This window comes from Candidatus Woesearchaeota archaeon, assembly GCA_018675335.1.
GTDB lineage: Archaea > Nanobdellota > Nanobdellia > Woesearchaeales > UBA11576 > JABJCP01.
In genome coordinates this window covers 57273-77012 of sequence record JABGYH010000009.1, presented here as the reverse complement: position 1 = coordinate 77012, position 19740 = coordinate 57273, and the positions used below count along the sequence as shown (strand labels likewise).

Genomic DNA, 19740 nt, shown 5'->3' with positions numbered 1-19740 from the left:
AATGATTGACAGTTCATATTCAAACGCATATATGGGTGCATAGATTGAATATTTAATTTGTGGAGGAAATAAATGTCGCATAAAAACATGAGAGAAAAAATAAATCTTTATAAACAAAAAGGTTCATTACAATATATAAATAATATGGAGTCTCAAAAAGAGCTAGAACAAGCGGGAGAAATAATAAAAAATGGTAAAATTATCGGACTATGGATTTTCGGCAGTTGATAAAGAAGAAGTAGTACGTGGAAAATCTCAAGTATTCAAACCGCTTCTTGGATATCCTAAACCTGTAAGAAGGTTTAAGCTAATTCAAGAAATGTTTAGTCAATCAGTAGAAGAAATATATTATTGGTTACTGAATAGTTTAAGAGATGATTTTGGACTTTATGATGCAATCAAAATTAAAGATATTTTTACTGCTTCAGAACAAAGTGCGTTTTGGGGACAATCACAAAGTAGACTTAGCATACAACAAGGGCAAGTTTCAAATTATTTGCAAACTATAGGTAAGTTGTTAAAAGATTTATTTATGATTGTGCGTGAGATACGTATTTTAAAAGAACGATTAGTGTTATATGAAGAAAGTAATAAACTTGTTAATGATAAAGATTTTAAACAATCTCCAATAAATGTTGCTGCAGAAATTGCATTAAGAGGTTATTGGGTAGATTTAAAAGATGGCGGTGCAAAAAGTCCTGCATCCGTATATGGAATGGCTGCAAATTTAGGTTTTTCAACTTTGCCTGATTTATTCTTTGCAGCACCCCCTCTAAAAGCAACTCAAGTTGATAAATATGTGAACGGGTTAGATTTTAATCGCAAAGTTAAAGAAGTATTAAAACGAAAACTAAAACAATTTTTAATTTGGAAAGAAGCAACCTATCATGAACTTAAAACAAGAGAAACATTTGTATTAAAATATTTAAGACAGCATTATAATTCTATTCAATTATATTTAGATTGGATTAAACCATATCTTCGAAATGTAAAAAAATTAAGTATGAGTCAACAAAAAAGTGAAAGTGAAGATTTAATTGGTGCATTTGAGGGAAGTATTACTGATATTGAAATTTTACTTAGAAAACCAGGTAAGAATCCTGATTATAAATCTGAAAATGCAAAATATGATGTAAATTCAATAGTTCTCGTCAGTATTTATTTTAGAACAAGACCTAGTATGGATTTTCATGCAGAAGGATATCAACATAAAGGTCCAGTTCATGTAGGGCGTACTGAGATCACTCTTAGAAGTTATGCTTGGACAAATGACCAGTTACATAAGTTTATGCAATTTAAAGAAGCAGAAGATTTGGAGATTATCGGATCAATTGATCAAGGAATTAAAGATGCATTAGATGCGCTTGGAGATGAATTGAAAAAATATTTAAGAGAATCTCATGGTGAAAAATTACCTGAAGATTTGAAAGCAGAAGAACTTAAAAAAATAACTGAGAAAGAAACTCAGTTGCCTGGAATGGCAGATCCATTTAAATCATTATTATCTGGATTTGGAGAAATATTTACATCACTTATACCTGGACTTGAGAAATATGCTGATAAGGATGCCCGTAAAAAGAAAAAAGCAATACCGTCTGATTATGAATTAAAAGGAAAACTTAAAGGTGCTGAAGGTCCGGGTAATGTAGCTATTTGGAATACTTATAAAAATTTTAAGAAAGCACATAAAATGGTTACTTGGTAAAATCATGGTAGATAAAACAAATCAAAAGGAAGCTGAGAAAGAATCAGAGAAAGAATTTGAAAAAGAATTAACTCTTGATGAGATTAAAAAACTTCCTCCTGAAGAAAGAATACAAAAATTAAAAGAATTAGATGCACGACGAAAAAAAGAAGAAACACGACTAAAAAAAGAAAAAGAAGAAGCAGAACGAGCACTAAAAGATAGTTTTTCAGAATTAAAAGTTCAAGAAGACCAAAAAGAAGAGGAAGAAGAAGTAGGGAGAGATGCGGAAGATCAACAAAAGAAAAAAAAACAAGATCAAAACGATTTAGAAGATGCAGTTAATAAAGAAAAAATAAAAATTAAAATTGAACAAGAACGAGAATATGGTTCTGTAGAATATTTAACATCTCCTAAGATGTATAATAATTTAGATCGTTGGCATCAATTAGCTGACTCTGGTGATTTAAGTGATGAATATGAGGATGCAATAAAAGAATTATATGAAAAAGTAACAAATGAATATGAATCTGTTAAACAACATCTTGATCAAACCAATAAAGGTGAAACATTATATCAAAGAAATGAAGAAATGCTTGATAAATTAATTGCAACAAGAAAAATGTTAAAAGATATTGGTTATAAAACAAATTGGTTCAGACGTGGATAACTAATAAATTAAAAATAATATATAATAATTAAATTAATCGAATTAAAAATGATATTTAATAACCAAAGATATTATGACTCGAATCATACTCAGGCTGATTTTACTAATTCTAAACCTGCTGAAAGAACCCCTATTGTTGGTATAAAAGATATTGGTAAAACTGTTATTGATGGACAAAATGCTGGACGGTTTACTCAATCATTATCTGCTGCGATGCGAGATGGAGTTTGTCGAGTAGAATTTCAACCGATTCCTGGAGGACAATCAGGTGGTGGAGAAGTAGAAGAGTATGGTATTGAAGAAAGAAAAGAAATAAGACAATTAGCAGAAATAAATGATATTTCAATTACATCAGTTCATGTACCTCATCAAACCGTAAGTAATCTGAGTGGGATGACTCGAGATGGATTTTCAGAACAAGCAAGATACAATGGGATGGAAGAGATAAAAAAACATATAGATTTTGCAGCAGATGTTGCTAATGGTGGATCAATTGTAGTTCATACAGCAGAGTTTCCAAGATCTCTTGCACATGGAGAACATACTAAAAAAGAGTTTTGGGGATATCCTGGCGAAGAAGAGGAAGCAGTACATCATTTAATTGATCCTCGAACAGGAAAAATTATGACTGTAAAAGAAAATGATGAAGTATGGGTTCCAGTACAATCAGACTCAAATAAAGAAGATAATGGGCGAGCACCTGAAGGAAAAAAATGGTTAAAAGATGAAAATGGAGAATTTGTAATTGATGAATTTTGGAGAACAAGATACCCCCATAAATTTGATTCAAAAACTGGTAGGCCACTTGATGATAATGATCCTGATTTAAAACGATTTTTAGTTCCAGTATGGAAAATGGATAATGAAAAAAATATTGAAACTAGAAAAATGTCATTTAAAATTTACAAAGAAGAACAATTAGTAAAACATCCAAAAAAAACTGAAAGAGAACTCGTAAAAGAATTTTTCAAAAAAACTAATGATTCAGAAATTTCTAATGCACTTGGAAGTGCAAGAGAGTTTGAACAGCATTACTATAAAGGTCTTGAGCAAAGAACAAAAATATTGCAAGCAATGAGTTTTTGGCAAAAAATAGAAGAAAAAGCAGATCCTGAATCACTTGAAGATTTAAAATTAAAATTTAGAAAACAATTTGGAGAAATGCTTCCATCGGGAGATCCGATGAGACCTACTGAAAGACTAAAAGAGATGCTTAATGAAGTTACAAGACAAATTGCATATGGTCGAGAAACATCAGTCTCTGGAAGAACAAGAGCAAGACAAGTACAAGACTTAGTAGAAAATGCAGAACTTTTAGGAGATTATGCGCTTAAAAAAAGTTTTAATACATTAGGAGAATTAGGAGTTTATGCCTGGCGCGAATCCCAATCAAAAGATTGTAAAAATCCAGTTTATTTAACTCCTGAAAACATGATACCTGAAATGGGATATGGAGCGCACCCTCAAGAATTAATTAACATAGTTAAAGGTGGACGAAAAAAAATGGTTCAACGTTTAACTGAACGACAAATTGCAGATCCGGCAGGAAAATTAGGTGAAGATGGTAGGCCTGCAATGGTTAGTAATCCCGATTATATTTCTGGAATGAGTAAAGAAAAAGCAGAAGATTTAGCAAAACAACACATTCGTGCAACACTTGATACATCACATTTAGGACTTTGGTATAAACATTTTAAGTCACCAAAACCTGGAATGAATGAAAAAGAAAGAATTGAAGCATTTCAAAAATGGTATATGGGTCAAGTAAAAGAAATGGCTGATGCTGGAATTATTGGAAATGTTCACGTTGTTGATGGTTTTGGAAGATCACATTCACACTTGGCTGCAGGAAAAGGTATGCTTCCAGTAATTGAAGCAGTAGAATACTTAAAAGAAAAAGGAATAACTTCTATTAGTTCAGAGGCATCTGGAGATTTACGAGAAATCATGACTGGAACTTGGGAATCATTTGGTTCGCCAATTTATAGTTTTGGTCGTCCCGGAGGTGCAAGCACTACATTTGGTGATGTACAAAATAGTTATTTTGGTCGGGCAAATCCTCCTAACTATGTAGTTGGTGAATATAGGACGAGTGATGATTGGAGTTTATGGTCTGGAGTGCCATTTGAGTAGAAAATGTGGCCGTTTACAAATATTTCGAATTGGTGGGAACATCATCAAAAACAAAAAATTCTAAATGCTGCTAAACTTCGTGCTTTAAATGAATGGAAAAAAAATCCTGAAGAGGCATGTCTTTATGTTGGTCATGTAAAACACACTTTTAGTCAAGTTAAGTTCTATTTACATATGGTAAAAGAAAAATGGGAGCGAGTTGATCTTGATAGGGGCATAAGTATGTTTCATGATGATTTAACTGATCTTAATAAACAGTTAATTACTTTGCTTGTTGATGTTACTGAACTTGATCATGAATCAGGTCGTTTTAGATATATCCATGAATATAAACAGGAGCGTAAAGAATTAACTCATAAGAGATCTTTATTTTTAAATAATAATAAAAAGTATAATCTTTTGTTTGATGTGCAAGAAATAGCAACAACTCAGTTATTAAATTTATTAAAAGAAATAGAAACTCATGTTTGTGAATCAATAGAAGTATTGGATACAAGAGCAGATCATAGTTTTTATTTTGTTGAGGTGTTAGAAAATGCAATTGGATCAATAAGTGAACATTTGGAACAATTAGAACAAAAAGAAAAAAATTTAAAAGATTCTAGAGATAAAATTAAAGATTTTGAAAGTAATGTGCATAGTGAAATTTATAGTTTGACAAATAGACTTAAACAAAAAATGGATAATTTACATGATGAGTTTTCAAGATTGCAAAATCATTATTCTTTAAGACAATTTGGGATGACTTTTTTTGAACATTCTCAATTAGGGGGTTATCCTGGGAAAGAATCAGATCAAAATGAAAATTTAATTTTACTCGGTTCAAAAGTAGATTTTTTAAAAACTTATTTAGTAAAATTAAAAAATTTAAAAAGTCAATTTGAAGGTTATCAAGATACTAATTTTGATAATTTAATTAAAAGTACTGAAAGTTTGATTTATAGATGTATTCAATTAATTGATTTTAGCGAAAATGCTAATCTTGACATAAAAAAATGGCTTTCTACACATTTAGCAACTCACTTTAGAGGCAATAAAGATAAACCTAAGCCTAAAAGTTTTTTTCGAATATTATTTCTTGGTAAACTTGCATGTACAAAATATCAAAAAGATAATGGTTCTGCGGGTAGTGGAACTAGTGGGAGAGCTAGAGTTTGGGGACATAAACCTAGTTGGTCTTTAGCATTTGGGCTAGGGCCTGATGTTAATTATGGTAAAATTGGATTTATTTTCAATGCACTTAAAGTTGTTGAAAACAAAAAATTTGCTTTAAGACCTTCAACTGGAGGATGCGTTCCAGAACTTCATTTGTGGTCTAAAGAGTTTCATGCAGGAAGAGCATATTCTCCTGGTGCAACTTGTGATCTTACTTCAAGTTTTGCACTGGTGCCAAATCTTTCGGGATTTATTGAAGGAACTGATCAAATCAAAAAAGGAGATTTTAATTTTCCTGATGAATATGGCAAGGTTAAAAATTCAGATTTTGTAAAAGAATTTGTAAATAAAAATGTGATTTTTTATGATCCTGCCCAAGTTGAAAAATTAAAGACTGAGTTAAGTAAATCCGCTCCAAATGCGCATGATCCTTTTCGAGTTTTTGGTAGGTTGCTCAGGCAAATGATTCCATTCAATATGCTACCTCTGGGAGATAAAACTGGTTATTTTGCCATGGTTGACTTTCAAGAAGATAAAGGGGAGACTTATCAAGGAGATTATTCAGGGCCAATATTATTTTATGGACTTGAAAAGTCAGAAGTTGATTCAATGGCTGGACAGTATGATGCAAGATTTGGTTGGACTAGATTTATTAAACAATTTAATGATTTTCCTGATTGGGTTCAAGCTGAGATTAAATCAGTTCAAAAATAGTTTTTTTTCATAATATTTATATAATGTCTAATCTTATTTTATGTTAAATTATTATTATTATTATTAAGTTTTATTAGGTTATTAATAAAAAAGGTGAGTAATGTATGGGTAAATTAAATTTATTTAAGCTTCTTATTTTTAGTGTTATATTTATTTTTTCAATAAGTTTTGTTTTTGCGTATACTATTTCTGGGTGTGATAATATGACTGCTTCAGGAACATATTATTTGACTAATAATTATAGTACTTCAAGTGGACTTGCAACTAATGATACTTGTTTTGTAATTTCTGAAAGTAATGTGGTATTTGATGGTGGGGGGTATGTTGTTACGGATAATCTAACTTATGCAGGATTAACAATTTATCCGGATGTTGAAAATATCACTATTAGAAATTTGACGCTTACCAATTTTAGTCAAATTATGTTTTTAGGTGATGAAACTAATAATAATATCATTATTGATACGATTCAAGTTTATAATTATCAATCTGGAACTGGGGCGGATGGTGGAATTTATAGCATGGGACCCAATGTAACTTTTAAGAATAGTATATTTTATCATTATGCTGAATCTATGAATAATTGTCCAATTCTTATGAGTACCTATTCTGGTGAGAGTGGGCCATTAATTAAATCCTGGAATATTACCAATAATACTTTTGTATTGTCAAATGATAATAATATTGATAGTGCTATTTGTTTGTATAACGATACTGGATCATCAATTACTAATAATATTTTTAATTATACTGGTACTTTTACTCAGGGACCAGGTTATCCTGGAAATTATGATATGATACGATTTCAAAATACTGATGATTCAATTATTTCAGGAAATACATTTATTAATACTGGAAATACTATTGTTTTAACAAATGAATCGGAAAATAATCAGATCTCAAATAATGTAATTAATGTTTTATTGGGCATGAGTAATTCTTTTTTATATACTAGTGCTTTAAGAATTTCAGATTCTAATAATAATTATATTAATAATAACAATATAACTAGTTATGAAAGTGATGCACTTAAATTAGAAAATTTAAATGATGCTACTGTTTTAGAAAATAGAATAGTTCATAGCGGCGCAGTAATTGGTGGGTTTATGGCAATGCGATCTCCAATAACTGTTGATGGAGTTGATTGTGATTCAGCTGTTTCTTATATGGGTTCTGCGATTGAGCAAGATAATTTTTATATTTCAACAATATTAGGTGCAGATGATGTTGATGTTATATGTGTTCAAATTGATGTTGAAGGAACAATTCTGAATGAAACTATTTATCTTGATTCTTCGTTAAGTACTAATTGTACAGGTGTAGATTCTGAACTTTTACCTGAGAATGCAACTTGTATTGGTTATGTGAATGATATTCTTTTAGAGAATGGAACTACAAATAATTACATTTACAATTCAACTGAACTTTCAAATCCAACTAACGGAACTATTGTTACAATTACTGGCGGATATAATTCTCCTGGATTTTCGTATAGTTCAAGTGCTTTTGTTAATTATGGATTAGTTCTTTTGAATGCAACTTCAGTTAATTTAACTGAAAATGTTTTTATTAATTCCACATTTTCTGTGGATTCAGATAGTATGGCAAGATTGCAACTGGGATCTGTTAATTCAACTATTGTTTGGGAAGATTTAACTAGTGCTTCTTCATGGACTGAACTTTATGTTGGTTCAGATAATTTAATTATTGACAAAAATTTAGCAGGGATTAATACTGAATCTGGATTGTTAGGCGATTTAAATCGAACTGCAATAATCACTTTATACAGTTTAGATATTATGCCTGATGAATTCACTCCAATACTTGAAAATGATGATTTTTGTGATCATTGTGAATTTATTAGTTCTGCTGCTGATTCAATATCTTTTAATGTTACTCACTTCTCAAACTTTTCAGTTTTAGGTGGTGGTGAAGGAGAAGGCTATGGTGGTCAAGGTGAAGGTGAGGGAGATCCTCCTGCAGCAGTTCCTGAATTTTCAGATTATGCTATTATGTTATTGTTAGCATTAACTGTTGGTGGATTTGTTATGATTCGAAAACAAGAATAATTTTTTTAAATATTTTTTTTACTTTATTTTTAATTCTTAAGGTATTTGAAATTGAAACAAAAATTTGAAATAATTCATAAACATTACAAAAAATATTATGGGACTTATATTTCGAAAGGACATGTTCCAAGTAGAGTGACTTTAGATGGTGATGGATTTTGGAGTTATACTGACTTTGAGATGATCAAAGAATTATTTGGGAAGATTGATATTGGTAAGTTTTCTAAAATTATTGATCTTGGAAGTGGGGATGGAATGGTTGTCATGCTGGCATCTTTATGGATTGATTCTGTGGGTGTAGAGCTTGATAAAAAACTATTTGATGATTCTATTAGGATTCAAAAAGATATTTTAACTGAACTCAAAAAAGAAAAATTGAGGTTGAAACATGCAAAATTGGTGAATAAAAATTTTCTAGATGTTGATTTGAAAGAATTTGATTTGATATTTCTTAATCCAGATAATCGACTTTATGAAATAGAAACAAAATTGCGTGCTGAAATGAACGCTACTGCGCGCTTAATTGTTATGAATGACTTATTCTTGCCTTTAAATCTTAAATTAATTGAAACTCTAAATGTTAAAGGAATGAATTTTAGACTTTACAAAAATTGTTAATTTAGTTTTTTTCTCTTGAGTGATTTGTTTATTCTCACAATTTCTGTTTAGTTAACTTTATATATATCCTGTGAATTCTGCGCGAGTTTATGATAAAATATAACCGAAGAGATATGGGGTTAGCTCGACATAGATTGGCTGTATTAAGTTGTACTGCTGAGCCCATTATTAGGTATAGAAACTTAGTTAGATCTATTGATTTGAAACGAAGTTTAGAGAAAGTAATGTATCCTATTGGGCTAATGGGGCCACTGATGATGATTCCTCAAATAGTAAAAATTTTTGCTGAAAAAAATGCATCATCCATATTATTGTCATCTTGGTTATTTTTTTTATTTGTTTCAATATCTTGGTTTTTTTATGGAGTTTTGAATAAAAATAAAGTTTTAATTATTTCTCATTTTTCCTGGATACTTGCGTATTCATTTGTTATAGTTGGCGCTATTGTTTATTAGAGAATGAGGTTGATAATTTAGGATTTTTATTTAACTTGATGAGTTTTAAAATAGGGTTCTTTTAAATAAATTAATATTCAGTTCTATTATTGTTCTATTTTTAATCTTATAAAGAGAACTTGTTTTCTTTTGGTTATGGTAAAATTAAAACCAGTTTCAAAAAACTTTTTAATAAGATTATTTGGTTCAAATAAGTTTAGAACTAAAATTGATCTTGCATTAACTAGAGCACATAATTTTCGAGAAACTTATGCGTTTAATGTCGTCAAACCAGTTAGTGCAGGTTCAACAATTATATCTCCAGTTTTTACAGAGCAAGGATTGGCTCCTGAATCTTATTTTGCAGATATTCATACAAGAAAAGTTATTGGTAGAGAACCTAACTTTGAATTAGGTGATTATGGGAGGGGGGTTTTTCCAATTTTACTTTATAAATCAGTTCCAAGATTTAACTATTGTTTTCCAACTTTTCAAACTTTTATTAATTTTGCAGACGTACGTGATTTTACTTATGACTTTAATAATTGTTTTCCTATTGATTCAAAACCTTTAATGGTTATTGCAAGTTCGCAAGATAGTATGACTCTTGAGTTATTGTTAGTTCAAGAAACAGGACAAAAACCTATGAAACGCGCATTTGCAAAATATTTATTGGAGTCTGTTGAGGCAGATTATAAGTTTCAATTAACTGATAATTCGGTAGTTGCAAAATTAATTGATTCAAAACAAGGAGTGAGGGCAGATTTATTAAAATATGTACGAGATGAAACAGGATTTTTTCAAATATCTTCTGAAGAATTATCTAAATTAGAACGTTTTGCATATGTTCCTGAAGAACTTGAGTTAAATTTATTTTAATAACTCTTCAACATCTTCTAATTCATCAAGAATTTCTTCTAAATGATGTCTTTCAAGAATTTCAGCCTCTCTTAATTCTTTCATATCATGTTCTGCACGGGTAAACCCTGCCATCACAAATCCATAATTCATGTCGCCAATTTTATTTTTCCAGTTATTTCCTTTAGGCTCAATTTGAAGTTTATATCCGCCATCAAGAATTGCAAGTAATTTGGGAATGTCGTCTTCTAATACTGCTAAAAATCCATCTAATCTTCTAAACTGATCGTTAACTCTTTTTGCCCAATCAGGAATTGAATCAACATGACACGCATGTAATTTTTGTAAATGTTCAGTAGTTTTATGCGCATCAATAATTTTTCTTAGCATTCGATCAAATCTTCGAAGTTGTTCTAAACCTTTTTTTGCGTCAGCTATATCCTGATCTGAATTTAAGTGATATGGTAATGTAACTATGAAATTTCGTATTTTGTCAATTAGTTTAAATGTGTGTTTCATAATATTATTTTAAGAAGAATGAGTTTAAATATTTTTGTGTTGAAATAATCATTTTTGTTTGTTTTGGTAAAATTGAAAAAAATAAAAAATTTAGATTAAATTTTTTAACAAAATTTATTCTTTATGTTTATCTGCAAATTTTGCAATCCAAATTGTTGCAAGTACTGCGATTATAGTAATAATAACTGCATATGCCCATGGACCTCCAGATGATAACATACATAATGCACCTGAACCTTCAGTTCCGCAAGGACCTTTGAACAAAGCTTTGATCGCATCATTCCACGCAAGTGCTGCAACTAAACCAAATGCTGCAGTCATTAATGCCGCAATTTTTTCAATAACGTCTGATTTCATATATATTCCTCCTGATTTATTTAAAATTCAATTATATTATGGTAAAATAGTTAATTGTATATTTAAATTTAACATATTTAATTTGGGATTGTTTAATTTGATTCTTAATTAATCAATACAGTGGATTAGAATTTGTTTGAGCATACATTACTCTAAGTGTGTTTGAATTTGATTGATACATAGGACTTTCTCTAGTAGTATAAGCTCGGATTCTAGACTGAGAATCAGATATCATCGCATTCATTCCTGAATATTCATGTTTATTTCCGCAGGCACACATAATTAGTTTTCTTAGTCATAAGGTGCATATAAACTTAATCCGGATAGAATATAAGAAAAAATAAAAAAAGAGTTATGAAATAAAAGTTTTAAAAAAATGTCACCTCTTTTAGATTCTTGGTGTGAACATTAGTTTTTGCTAGCTCCTTTATATCCTCCAGAACCTCCTTTGTAAGGGGTACTTTTAGATCCTCCTCCGTATTTGCCAAATATTCCTTTCATTCCTCCACCATATTGTTTTTCTGCTTTTCCTGCGCTTGGACTATATCCTTTAAAGTCAGTCATTAGACCATACAAACCAGTCACAATATTTCTTGCAACTGCTTCATGATCTCCTGTGGGGGAGCTTCCACTCATAGTGTATGTACTTCCATCTGCTGCTTGATATGTTAAATTAATTGCAACAGGAGTTTTTGGAGTTAATTTGTATCCTCCTTTTTTTGTTTTTTCAACATCAAATGCAGGCATTCCTGGATATTGGCTCTGCATTGATTGTCCCATAAAAGGATTCCCTTGTTGGGCTCCAAGATATTGGCCTGCTGGTTGACCGCTGTTTAATGGTCCGTAGTTTCCGCCTTGCATTCTTTGAGGCATTCCATAACTATTTCCTCTGGGAACTAAACCAAACCCTGGTTCAAAAAAATGTCTATACATATCTTGAGCAGATTTTTGTTGTGTTGGATTTGCAGGGTTCATTCCTGCGCCATTGGCAATTTGTTGATTTCCATATTGACTATTGAATCCACCTAAACCTAACGCTTCTAAAACTTCGTTTAATTCATCTTCAGGATCAGTTTTTGATTTAGACTTTTTTCTTTTTTCTTTACTTTTTTTCTCTGATTTTTTATCATATCCCCATGCGGGAAATAATCCTGAAGGAGTTGCATAATTTTTTGAACCTGCTGGTTGAACTGCAGGCATTTGATTTGTTCCATACGATCTCATTATATTCACCTGTGACATTAGTGCAGTTTGTTTCTGCCTAAATACTAATAAGTGAATCTAATTTATAGTTATTTATCGACGAGAATATAGAATATTGTGACAAAGTTGTCGGAAATAAAAATTAAGTCAAATTTGTCTCGGGTTAGAAATTTATGATTGGTGTGAAAGAAAAAGTAATATAAATAAAAAAAATAAACTTAAAATATATTTTAAGCTGCTTCTTGTTTTAGAATTAATTCCTGTAACCTTTCAATTTCTGTTTTTGGTTTTTGAGGCTTGGAATTTAAATCTGATCTTTTACTATCTAAATTAATTACTTGAGTGTTGCCAGTATCCTTAGTTGAATTTGTGATGCTTGGTTTGTTATTGGGATTTCTTGTACTTGCTTCTTCTTCTGAAGTTTGATCTTTATTTGAGTAATACATTACTAATGCTTGATTAACTTCTTGTAATTGAGTGTGTGCTTCTTCCTCTGAAGTTGGAATTCCTAAATCACTAATTTTTCTATTCAAAGATCTAAGATCAATATCTAAATACTCTGCAGTTTTTTGTTTATCAAATCCAGTTTCCGCAAGAGTGCCATAAATAAATTCTTTTTCAAACTGATTTTTTGCTTCTTTAAAATCAGCAGTTTGAATCCCTGAATATATTGAACTAATTTTTTCATCACGAGTAATTCCATAGTTTTGTCCATTTAATTCGGTTGTAAGTTGTTTTGCAAGTCCTGATACGTTTTGTTCTATTGGGGAATATACATTAGGGTGCAAACTACCTTTGTAATCTCCTAAAGTTTGTTTTAATGCTGACGCAACTTTTTGTTCATCGAATAATGATTTTGTTTGAGATTCTAAATTTAATTCATCATCTTTTTGTGGACGATAAGCATCAACAAAACCTTCTAAACCATGTTCTTTAACTTTTCTGTGAATTGTTCTACGATTAACTCCGGTTTGACGTGCAACTTGAGAAATGTTTCCGTAATTGTCTCTTAGTTGATCTTTAAAAAAATAGTTTTCAAATCTTTGTCTTGCAGTGTCTAGAGTGTAAGGTTTTCCTTTAGCGGATTCATAAGCAACATCTTCTAAACCTTTTGCTAAAACTGCTTTTGGTTCTTGAAAGGGAAATGGGATTACTTTATTTACTGCGGTTTCAATAATTGACCCTACATCTGATTCATAAGTTTGATCTGCTTCTGCTTTTGGCGCAACATATTCTGGTTTTTTGTAAAGCGCTTTAACAGGATCTTCTTTTGCAGTTCTTAATTGATATAATTTTCCCATCGTGTTTCACTTATTTTTGTTTTGTTATTTTTTTGTGCGATATGTTTTTTAGTTTTTTTTAGTTGTGTTAGTAATTAATTATAAAAAAATTTAAAAAAAATAAAAATTTTAAAAAATTTTAGTTTAATTTAAACTGTAAACTTCAGGAGCTGCTGCAACATATTTTTCTGGATCTCCAATACCCTTTGCTGCGGCTTCAAGTCCACTCATAACTTCTGAACCACTTAAGTATCGGTCCATATTTGCTTTAACTCCGAATTGACCTAATTGTTCATTTACAAAACTTCCAAGTTCTGTTTTTCGATCGTCGTCTTGTATTGCGTGATCTAATGCAGTTTCATACATTTGCTTATCGTTTTTTCCCCAGTTTGAACCGGGAGCTTTTGCAAGACCAGTCATTAAGTCAGGAGTTAGTTCTTGATTTTCAAGATTTTTTAAAACAACTGATTCATTAAGTCCAGTTAACATTCCTGCAACTTGTTCGACCATTGCTGAATCATAATCTCCTTCAGATCCACCATAATTTCCTTTTGTTAATGCCGCCATTACTTCAGTTTGAATAATAGGCATTAATTTTCCTGATAACTCTTTTGCTTGATCTTTGTTAAGTCTATGATCTTTAACTGTTCCATCAGGATTTTTTTCGACTGAATCACTATACATAAAATTGGTCATTTCATGAAGCATAGCAAGTGATATGTCATTTGTTCTTTTAGGAATTTTGTCGCGAAGTACTTCTGGAATTTGTTTATAGTCCCACATATTTATCATCCTCGTATATGTTAATTAATTTGTGCGACACGATGCGTCGCAACTTTTTTCTTAATTACATATATGGGTTTCAAACATATGAACATTGTTTTAGTCCAATAATCAATACTGTGACAAAACTGTCCTTTCACCTTTTTTTAGAATGTATATATGATCTCAACACGACATTCTTATCTTTTTAATAATTTTAATTTGTTTAATTTTTTGATATAAATTTGAATAATATTTTTGATGTTTGATAATAATAAAAATAATGATAATAAAATAAAAAATTTTAATAAAATTAGTTATCTAAATAACGTCTTCTAATGGTGCCGCATTTACTTTAGGTTGTGCAGGTTGACTTTGCTGAGCATCTTTTGCCATAGCTTCTAAATCTACACCAAGTTCTTTTAAAGCACTAACATGCATTTGCATAAGTTGTTCTACAATTCCAAGGATTTTTGCCATTTCTTCTCTTTCTTTAACTAGTGTTGAAAGTGCACCTTTATGGAATCCAATTCTTTCATCTGTTGAAACATTTTTTAATGCGTCTTCTGCTGCTTGTTTAGCATCTGCTTCGTTTACTTCTTTCATAGCCATTTTAAGTCCTCCAATAAATTAGGATGTTTTTTTTTACTATTATTATATGACAGTATGATCATATAGTTGTTTATAAAGACATAGAACTATTTAAATGATTATTGGGTTGCGTATAATCTTCTGAGACAAAAAAGTCAGATAAATTTGTCGAAATTAGGATTTAAAAGGGTTTTAAGGCTTTATTAACTTGTTTTAAGAGTTAAATCTAAGTTTAACACAGTCAAAACTTTTTCTTTTAATTTTTCATATATTGTTATTGCACTTTCTCCCTTTTTAACACAATTAACTACAAAATTAAACGCAATATTGTGTAAACCATTGTTTGCAGGTTTAAATTCTGGATTAAAACATTGAGTTAGATCTCCTACATCATGTTCTATGATGGTTTTTACCCATGCAATTTCAAATGCAAATGCTTTTGCTTCTTCATCATGCAAATTATCAAGAGGAGTTGTTAAGACGTGGCCAATTTCGTGACCTAAAGTTAACATTAAAGAATCTAAATGATTTTGTAAGACAAATATTTTGCTTGTTTTAGGATAGTTATTTATTGCAAATCCTTGAATCCCTGGAGTCCATTTTCCTCCAAATGATTTATGTGCTTTTTTAAATTCTTCAATAGTGCAAATATTAATTTCAATGTTTGTTGGAAGTTTTTGATTGGTTAAAAGTTCAAATGTTTCTTCAATTAATGGTTTAACTTCTTTTGAACTATCAATAAATTGAGTTGTTGGGCGATTAGATTTTAAAATAGTAGTTGTTGGACCTTTTGAATAAGTTAATTGGGGCGATTGGGTTATTTCTTGTTCTTGATTTTGTTGATACGAATTATGCGGAGTTTGTGTTTGATTTGAAACTGCATAACCTATTCTTGGTTGAATAAATTCGGGACGCGCATCTAGAGAAATAAAATATCCTGATGAATTTGATGAGTTATTTGAATAAGTTAGTGTGTCTAAACTTTTTTGAGCAGAAATGGAGTGAGAAATGGGTGTGTTGGTTGGATTGGCATAAGAACTAGAAATGGCTGTTTCTAGATTTGTTTGTGTTGATTTGCATGGGCTGCAAGTTTTAGAACAACCACCACAATATCCCCCACTACTCACTCTATTACTCAAATATGTCATAATGAATCTAATAAGGATAAGTGAACTTAAAAAGAAATTCATGGTTTGGACATTAGATCTGAGACAGAAAAGTCAGAATGAAAATTGATGTGAGTTTGATTTAATTTATTTTTTAGGTTTCATGCCCATCTCAATTATTCTTTCCATTTCCTTGATGAAAGCTTGAGCCTCGACGAGATATTTATCAAAATCTTCTCCTCTAAGTTCTTTAATTTCTCTATGGGTTATCATTTTTTGAAGTTTATAAAATTCTCTTACTGTAGAGACATAAGATTTATCCAAAAGGTTATGTTTGACTAATCTTTCTTCTAATAAATCTGCAACATGATTTGGACTTGGGGGAATTTCACCCATTTTCATTAAAACTGCATGTGATGAGTCAATAACTGCCCAATATAAATCAACCACTGCTTGCATTATGTGCCATTTAGAATTAATAATTGTTTTTGGTGCTCTTGCAAAATAATTCCAGATTGCTTCAGTTGTTGGTCGAATACGTCCTTGCATTAATAATGCTTGAACAGGATCGAAAAAACCATTATCGATTAATGCGACTCCATCTCGTAAAATGTTTATTGCAATAGGATCTCCTGCTCTTACATATTCCCAAAAAGAAGTAAGTTTTAATGATACTATGTGCAAATCTTTACTAAGTTTTGCAACAAGTTGATCTGTAATTATTCTATACGCTTCAACTACTTCATCATTCATGTTAACTCTAAGATCATCAACAATTATTAAAATATCAATATCTCCACCTTTTTTTTTCTCACCTCTTGCAGTGGAACCAAATAAAGCACAACAAGCAATAAACTTGCCAAATTCTTTATACATTTCGCCTGCAAATTTATGGGCAATATCAAAATCCTCTTTAGAATACTTTTTTATGTTGGGATTTATCGGTGTTTCAGTTTTAATCTCCATTGTAAGGCTAAAAAGAGAGAAACGCGCTTATAAATGTTTGTGACTATTCTCAAATAGTGTAGTTATGTTTCGCGGGGTTTTACTAAAATATCATAAATCTTATAAAATAGTTCAATTAATACAATTGATATGGTTAAAGACAATGCTATGAAGAAAACTAAAAAAGAATTAGTTTCTGAATCAGTTAAACAAGAAAAAGAATCTAGACAAGAAAAAGAACCTAGATTAGAAGAAGGACTTGAAACTGTGCTTTCTAAAAAAATAAAACCTGCAGTAGAAATTACTATGCAAAGATTTTTAGGTGTGAGCATTGAAGAATTAAATCAAGACATATCAGAAAAACTTTTTAGAAATCCCTTAGTTGAGTTTGACATTGATACTTCAAAAAAATTTAAACAAGCAAAAAAAGATTTTAAAAATCAATTTTTAAGACGAATGTTGCGAGTGAGTTATGGTAATGTATCTGAGGTTGCAAAAAAAATAGGTGTTGATAGAAGATCAATACATAGGCTTGTTAAAGATGCAGGTATTGATGTTTCAAAAATAAGAGAAGATATGATTAAACCGTATGAAATAAAACAAAAGGCAGTTAGTAATGTTATTGAAGACGTACTTGATAATTATAAATCTGTTCTTCATCCAATAAAATTAAAAGAAGTATATCAAAATGTTGATGAATTATCTAAAGATATACTTGATGATATTCCAATTAGAAACTTTTCATTAAAAGATGCTGAAAAAGAATTTGAGATTCAATTTTTTCAAAAAGTTTTGAAAGAATCTGAAGGAAATTTAACTTTGATTGCAAAAAAAGTTGGGTTGAGATATGAAACCTTACTTAGAAAATTGAAAACATTAGGATTAAAACATGGGTGAGAAATAAATGAGTGAAGAAAAAAAAGTATTTGAAATTACCTCTGAAGAGGCTGATAATTTAGGTGCAACGCCAGTAGAAACTTCTGAAGAACATTCATTTGTCGTGAATGATGAAACTAAAATGGATAATTTAGCGGACCTTGTCGAATATATTCAAACAATACCTGAAGAAGAATTCACTAAATTTGTTCGTGAAAAAAAAAGAACTATGACAAATTGGCTTAAAGAAAAACATGGTGATGAGGCATTTTCTTCTGAGACATTTGAAGGAAAATCAAAAAAAGAAGTTCATGAACATTTGAAAGAAAAATTAAAAGAATTAAATTTATTAAAACAAGAAGCAAAAAAATTAACTCGAGAAATGTCTGAAGAAAAAGAAAAATCTGAGGCTGAAAAAGAGTAAGGTTAAAATATAAAGTTAATTAAAATATTTTTTTGTATTTTTTCTTTGACCATTTTATGTTTGGTTTATTATTATATTTATTATTGTTGATGTTGTTATTTTTATTATTTAATTAATGGTGTCTGCTTCTGGTGGGTGATTGTTGAGTTGCATAAGTTTCGGAATAATTAGGTATTGTTGTTGGTCTAGTTGGTCTTGTTTGAGACTGTGCGTTTTCTAAATATGTTGCCACAATTTTTGCTCTTATGTCGCTTCCTGCTTTTCACTGACTCATCAAATTGGTTTGTCCTTGGTTTAATTTTCTTAATAATGCTTGATTAGGATCTGATGAGAGATATTGTTGAATTGCTTGTTCAATAGTTTTAAGAACGTCATAAGTTTGAAGTAAAGCTGCTCTTGGCATTAACTTTAAGTTATCTCGTTCTCCTTTGGTTTTTGAAACACAACCTTTTTGAACTAATTTTTTTACAACATAATAAACTTGGTTTCGATCTTCTATTCCTAGGCAATCTCTAATTGCAGTTTGAGCAATTTCTTCAGAATCTTTTCTTGAAAATAAATAATCAACAATTTTTTTTACAGTTTTGGGGGGAATAGTTGATATTTCAGGATACCAAATTTGAGCTGCAGTCCATTGACAAAATACAAAAGCTTTTTTTACATCAACTTCGGATGTTTTAAGAAGATTATCATCGCTTAATCTGCGAGTAACATATCTTGCGCGAACTTTATTAATTCCTACGAGTTCACAAACTGCATCAAGACTAATTTCTTTATTTGGTGATGTGGTGGGAGAGATTGTATGAGCTGTATGTGGGAGAGTGTCAGGTGTAATTGGTTGTGCAGTTATTAAGTCTCCAATTCCGGTAATTATTCTTGCACTTTCATAATGGTGAGTTCCTCTTCCCCCCTTAAATGTTCCAAGAATGAGTCTCATGTTTAAATCGAGTGTTGTGTATACTTCCCATAAAATATGCCCTACTAATGGTTGAACTAATTGTGTGCCTGCTTCATTTACTCTGTATGTTTTTCCTTGTCCATTAATTTTGACATCTAATACTCCTGCGGATAATAAATGATCTAGCACTCTGGTTTGAAATTCATGAGGTCTTCGACAAAAATCAATTCCTTGAGTTTTTAACTGAGAATTAATATTTGCAGCAGTTCTAAATTCACCATTCATAAATAAAAGAGTGAGCATTCTACGTTCATCACAAAATAAATTTGAATATAATAGTTCTACACAATCTTCAAAATTTGAAGGCATGTGCTTTTTTTTAATAATCTGACTTTTATCTGTCATAATGTCAATTTTTTTGTAGGCGTAACATATTTAAAATTA

21 protein-coding genes are annotated in these 19740 nt (G+C 30.5%); 11 read left to right on the top strand and 10 right to left on the bottom strand.

Going from position 1 to position 19740, the window contains the following annotated elements; translation table 11 throughout:
* Window positions 1–72: 72 nt before the first annotated feature.
* From HN587_07645 to HN587_07605, 9 genes are all read left to right on the top strand, one after another.
* Window positions 73–228 (top strand): hypothetical protein, encoded by a 156-nt coding sequence (locus tag HN587_07645; protein MBT7903711.1) that lies wholly within the window; start codon window positions 73–75, stop codon window positions 226–228.
* Entirely contained in the window at window positions 191–1705 is a 1515-nt protein-coding gene (locus tag HN587_07640) for a hypothetical protein (protein MBT7903710.1), read from the top strand. The genes HN587_07645 and HN587_07640 overlap by 38 nt, the downstream gene beginning before the upstream one ends.
* Before the next feature lie 4 nt (window positions 1706–1709).
* Window positions 1710–2354 (top strand): hypothetical protein, encoded by a 645-nt coding sequence (locus HN587_07635; protein ID MBT7903709.1) that lies wholly within the window; start codon window positions 1710–1712, stop codon window positions 2352–2354.
* Window positions 2355–2402: 48 nt separating this feature from the next.
* Window positions 2403–4487: a hypothetical protein gene (locus HN587_07630; protein MBT7903708.1), complete on the top strand. Its 2085-nt coding sequence runs from the start codon at window positions 2403–2405 to the stop codon at window positions 4485–4487.
* 3 nt (window positions 4488–4490) lie between these two features.
* Window positions 4491–6356: a hypothetical protein gene (locus HN587_07625; GenBank protein ID MBT7903707.1), complete on the top strand. Its 1866-nt coding sequence runs from the start codon at window positions 4491–4493 to the stop codon at window positions 6354–6356.
* 104 nt (window positions 6357–6460) lie between these two features.
* Window positions 6461–8425, top strand: a complete 1965-nt coding sequence (locus tag HN587_07620) for a hypothetical protein (protein MBT7903706.1) — start codon at window positions 6461–6463, stop codon at window positions 8423–8425.
* Between the two features lie 51 nt (window positions 8426–8476).
* Entirely contained in the window at window positions 8477–9043 is a 567-nt protein-coding gene (locus HN587_07615) for a hypothetical protein (GenBank protein MBT7903705.1), read from the top strand.
* An 89-nt stretch (window positions 9044–9132) separates the two neighbouring features.
* A complete protein-coding gene (locus HN587_07610; GenBank protein MBT7903704.1) occupies window positions 9133–9498 on the top strand; it encodes a hypothetical protein in 366 nt (121 codons plus the stop codon).
* Between the two features lie 135 nt (window positions 9499–9633).
* A complete protein-coding gene (locus tag HN587_07605) occupies window positions 9634–10356 on the top strand; it encodes a hypothetical protein (protein MBT7903703.1) in 723 nt (240 codons plus the stop codon).
* Here the strand turns inward: HN587_07605 and HN587_07600 are convergent.
* From HN587_07600 to HN587_07560, 9 genes are all read right to left on the bottom strand, one after another.
* Window positions 10348–10854: a hypothetical protein gene (locus HN587_07600; protein MBT7903702.1), complete on the bottom strand. Its 507-nt coding sequence runs from the start codon at window positions 10852–10854 to the stop codon at window positions 10348–10350. The genes HN587_07605 and HN587_07600 overlap by 9 nt on opposite strands.
* Before the next feature lie 114 nt (window positions 10855–10968).
* The gene (locus tag HN587_07595) at window positions 10969–11211 is read right to left on the bottom strand and encodes a hypothetical protein (protein MBT7903701.1); all 243 of its coding nucleotides are present in this window, start codon (window positions 11209–11211) and stop codon (window positions 10969–10971) included.
* A gap of 112 nt (window positions 11212–11323) precedes the next feature.
* Window positions 11324–11491 carry a hypothetical protein gene (locus tag HN587_07590; protein ID MBT7903700.1) on the bottom strand — a complete coding sequence of 56 codons (168 nt, stop codon included), beginning with the start codon at window positions 11489–11491 and terminating at the stop codon, window positions 11324–11326.
* Between the two features lie 128 nt (window positions 11492–11619).
* Window positions 11620–12435: a hypothetical protein gene (locus HN587_07585; GenBank protein ID MBT7903699.1), complete on the bottom strand. Its 816-nt coding sequence runs from the start codon at window positions 12433–12435 to the stop codon at window positions 11620–11622.
* Between the two features lie 209 nt (window positions 12436–12644).
* The gene (locus HN587_07580; protein ID MBT7903698.1) at window positions 12645–13715 is read right to left on the bottom strand and encodes a hypothetical protein; all 1071 of its coding nucleotides are present in this window, start codon (window positions 13713–13715) and stop codon (window positions 12645–12647) included.
* Window positions 13716–13838: 123 nt separating this feature from the next.
* The gene (locus HN587_07575; GenBank protein ID MBT7903697.1) at window positions 13839–14477 is read right to left on the bottom strand and encodes a hypothetical protein; all 639 of its coding nucleotides are present in this window, start codon (window positions 14475–14477) and stop codon (window positions 13839–13841) included.
* Between the two features lie 300 nt (window positions 14478–14777).
* The gene (locus HN587_07570) at window positions 14778–15068 is read right to left on the bottom strand and encodes a hypothetical protein (GenBank protein MBT7903696.1); all 291 of its coding nucleotides are present in this window, start codon (window positions 15066–15068) and stop codon (window positions 14778–14780) included.
* A gap of 182 nt (window positions 15069–15250) precedes the next feature.
* Entirely contained in the window at window positions 15251–16195 is a 945-nt protein-coding gene (locus tag HN587_07565; GenBank protein MBT7903695.1) for a hypothetical protein, read from the bottom strand.
* A 105-nt stretch (window positions 16196–16300) separates the two neighbouring features.
* Window positions 16301–17119 carry a hypothetical protein gene (locus tag HN587_07560; GenBank protein MBT7903694.1) on the bottom strand — a complete coding sequence of 273 codons (819 nt, stop codon included), beginning with the start codon at window positions 17117–17119 and terminating at the stop codon, window positions 16301–16303.
* Window positions 17120–17248: 129 nt separating this feature from the next.
* Here HN587_07560 and HN587_07555 point away from each other — a divergent pair, with 129 nt between their 5' ends.
* Together HN587_07555 and HN587_07550 are read left to right on the top strand one after the other, a co-directional pair.
* Window positions 17249–17995: a hypothetical protein gene (locus tag HN587_07555; GenBank protein ID MBT7903693.1), complete on the top strand. Its 747-nt coding sequence runs from the start codon at window positions 17249–17251 to the stop codon at window positions 17993–17995.
* Between the two features lie 7 nt (window positions 17996–18002).
* On the top strand, window positions 18003–18398 hold the full coding sequence (locus HN587_07550; protein MBT7903692.1) for a hypothetical protein: 396 nt from the start codon (window positions 18003–18005) through the stop codon (window positions 18396–18398).
* Between the two features lie 262 nt (window positions 18399–18660).
* Here HN587_07550 and HN587_07545 read toward each other — a convergent pair whose 3' ends face one another.
* Window positions 18661–19701, bottom strand: coding sequence for a hypothetical protein (locus HN587_07545; protein MBT7903691.1), 1041 nt, complete (start codon window positions 19699–19701; stop codon window positions 18661–18663).
* Window positions 19702–19740 lie beyond the last annotated feature (39 nt).

Excerpts from the sequence above, each read along its gene's own strand:
- HN587_07575 (MBT7903697.1), bottom strand. The coding sequence starts at position 14,477 with ATGTGGGACTATAAACAAATTCCAGAAGTACTTCGCGACAAAATTCCT.
- HN587_07595 (MBT7903701.1), bottom strand. The coding sequence starts at position 11,211 with ATGAAATCAGACGTTATTGAAAAAATTGCGGCATTAATGACTGCAGCA.
- HN587_07555 (MBT7903693.1), top strand. The coding sequence starts at position 17,249 with ATGGTTAAAGACAATGCTATGAAGAAAACTAAAAAAGAATTAGTTTCT.
- HN587_07585 (MBT7903699.1), bottom strand. The coding sequence starts at position 12,435 with ATGAGATCGTATGGAACAAATCAAATGCCTGCAGTTCAACCAGCAGGT.
- HN587_07635 (MBT7903709.1), top strand. The coding sequence starts at position 1,710 with ATGGTAGATAAAACAAATCAAAAGGAAGCTGAGAAAGAATCAGAGAAA.
- HN587_07605 (MBT7903703.1), top strand. The coding sequence starts at position 9,634 with ATGGTAAAATTAAAACCAGTTTCAAAAAACTTTTTAATAAGATTATTT.
- HN587_07620 (MBT7903706.1), top strand. The coding sequence starts at position 6,461 with ATGGGTAAATTAAATTTATTTAAGCTTCTTATTTTTAGTGTTATATTT.
- HN587_07610 (MBT7903704.1), top strand. The coding sequence starts at position 9,133 with ATGATAAAATATAACCGAAGAGATATGGGGTTAGCTCGACATAGATTG.
- HN587_07645 (MBT7903711.1), top strand. The coding sequence starts at position 73 with ATGTCGCATAAAAACATGAGAGAAAAAATAAATCTTTATAAACAAAAA.
- HN587_07640 (MBT7903710.1), top strand. The coding sequence starts at position 191 with ATGGTAAAATTATCGGACTATGGATTTTCGGCAGTTGATAAAGAAGAA.
- HN587_07625 (MBT7903707.1), top strand. The coding sequence starts at position 4,491 with ATGTGGCCGTTTACAAATATTTCGAATTGGTGGGAACATCATCAAAAA.
- HN587_07560 (MBT7903694.1), bottom strand. The coding sequence starts at position 17,119 with ATGGAGATTAAAACTGAAACACCGATAAATCCCAACATAAAAAAGTAT.
- HN587_07580 (MBT7903698.1), bottom strand. The coding sequence starts at position 13,715 with ATGGGAAAATTATATCAATTAAGAACTGCAAAAGAAGATCCTGTTAAA.
- HN587_07545 (MBT7903691.1), bottom strand. The coding sequence starts at position 19,701 with ATGACAGATAAAAGTCAGATTATTAAAAAAAAGCACATGCCTTCAAAT.
- HN587_07570 (MBT7903696.1), bottom strand. The coding sequence starts at position 15,068 with ATGGCTATGAAAGAAGTAAACGAAGCAGATGCTAAACAAGCAGCAGAA.
- HN587_07600 (MBT7903702.1), bottom strand. The coding sequence starts at position 10,854 with ATGAAACACACATTTAAACTAATTGACAAAATACGAAATTTCATAGTT.
- HN587_07590 (MBT7903700.1), bottom strand. The coding sequence starts at position 11,491 with ATGTGTGCCTGCGGAAATAAACATGAATATTCAGGAATGAATGCGATG.
- HN587_07550 (MBT7903692.1), top strand. The coding sequence starts at position 18,003 with ATGAGTGAAGAAAAAAAAGTATTTGAAATTACCTCTGAAGAGGCTGAT.
- HN587_07565 (MBT7903695.1), bottom strand. The coding sequence starts at position 16,195 with ATGACATATTTGAGTAATAGAGTGAGTAGTGGGGGATATTGTGGTGGT.
- HN587_07630 (MBT7903708.1), top strand. The coding sequence starts at position 2,403 with ATGATATTTAATAACCAAAGATATTATGACTCGAATCATACTCAGGCT.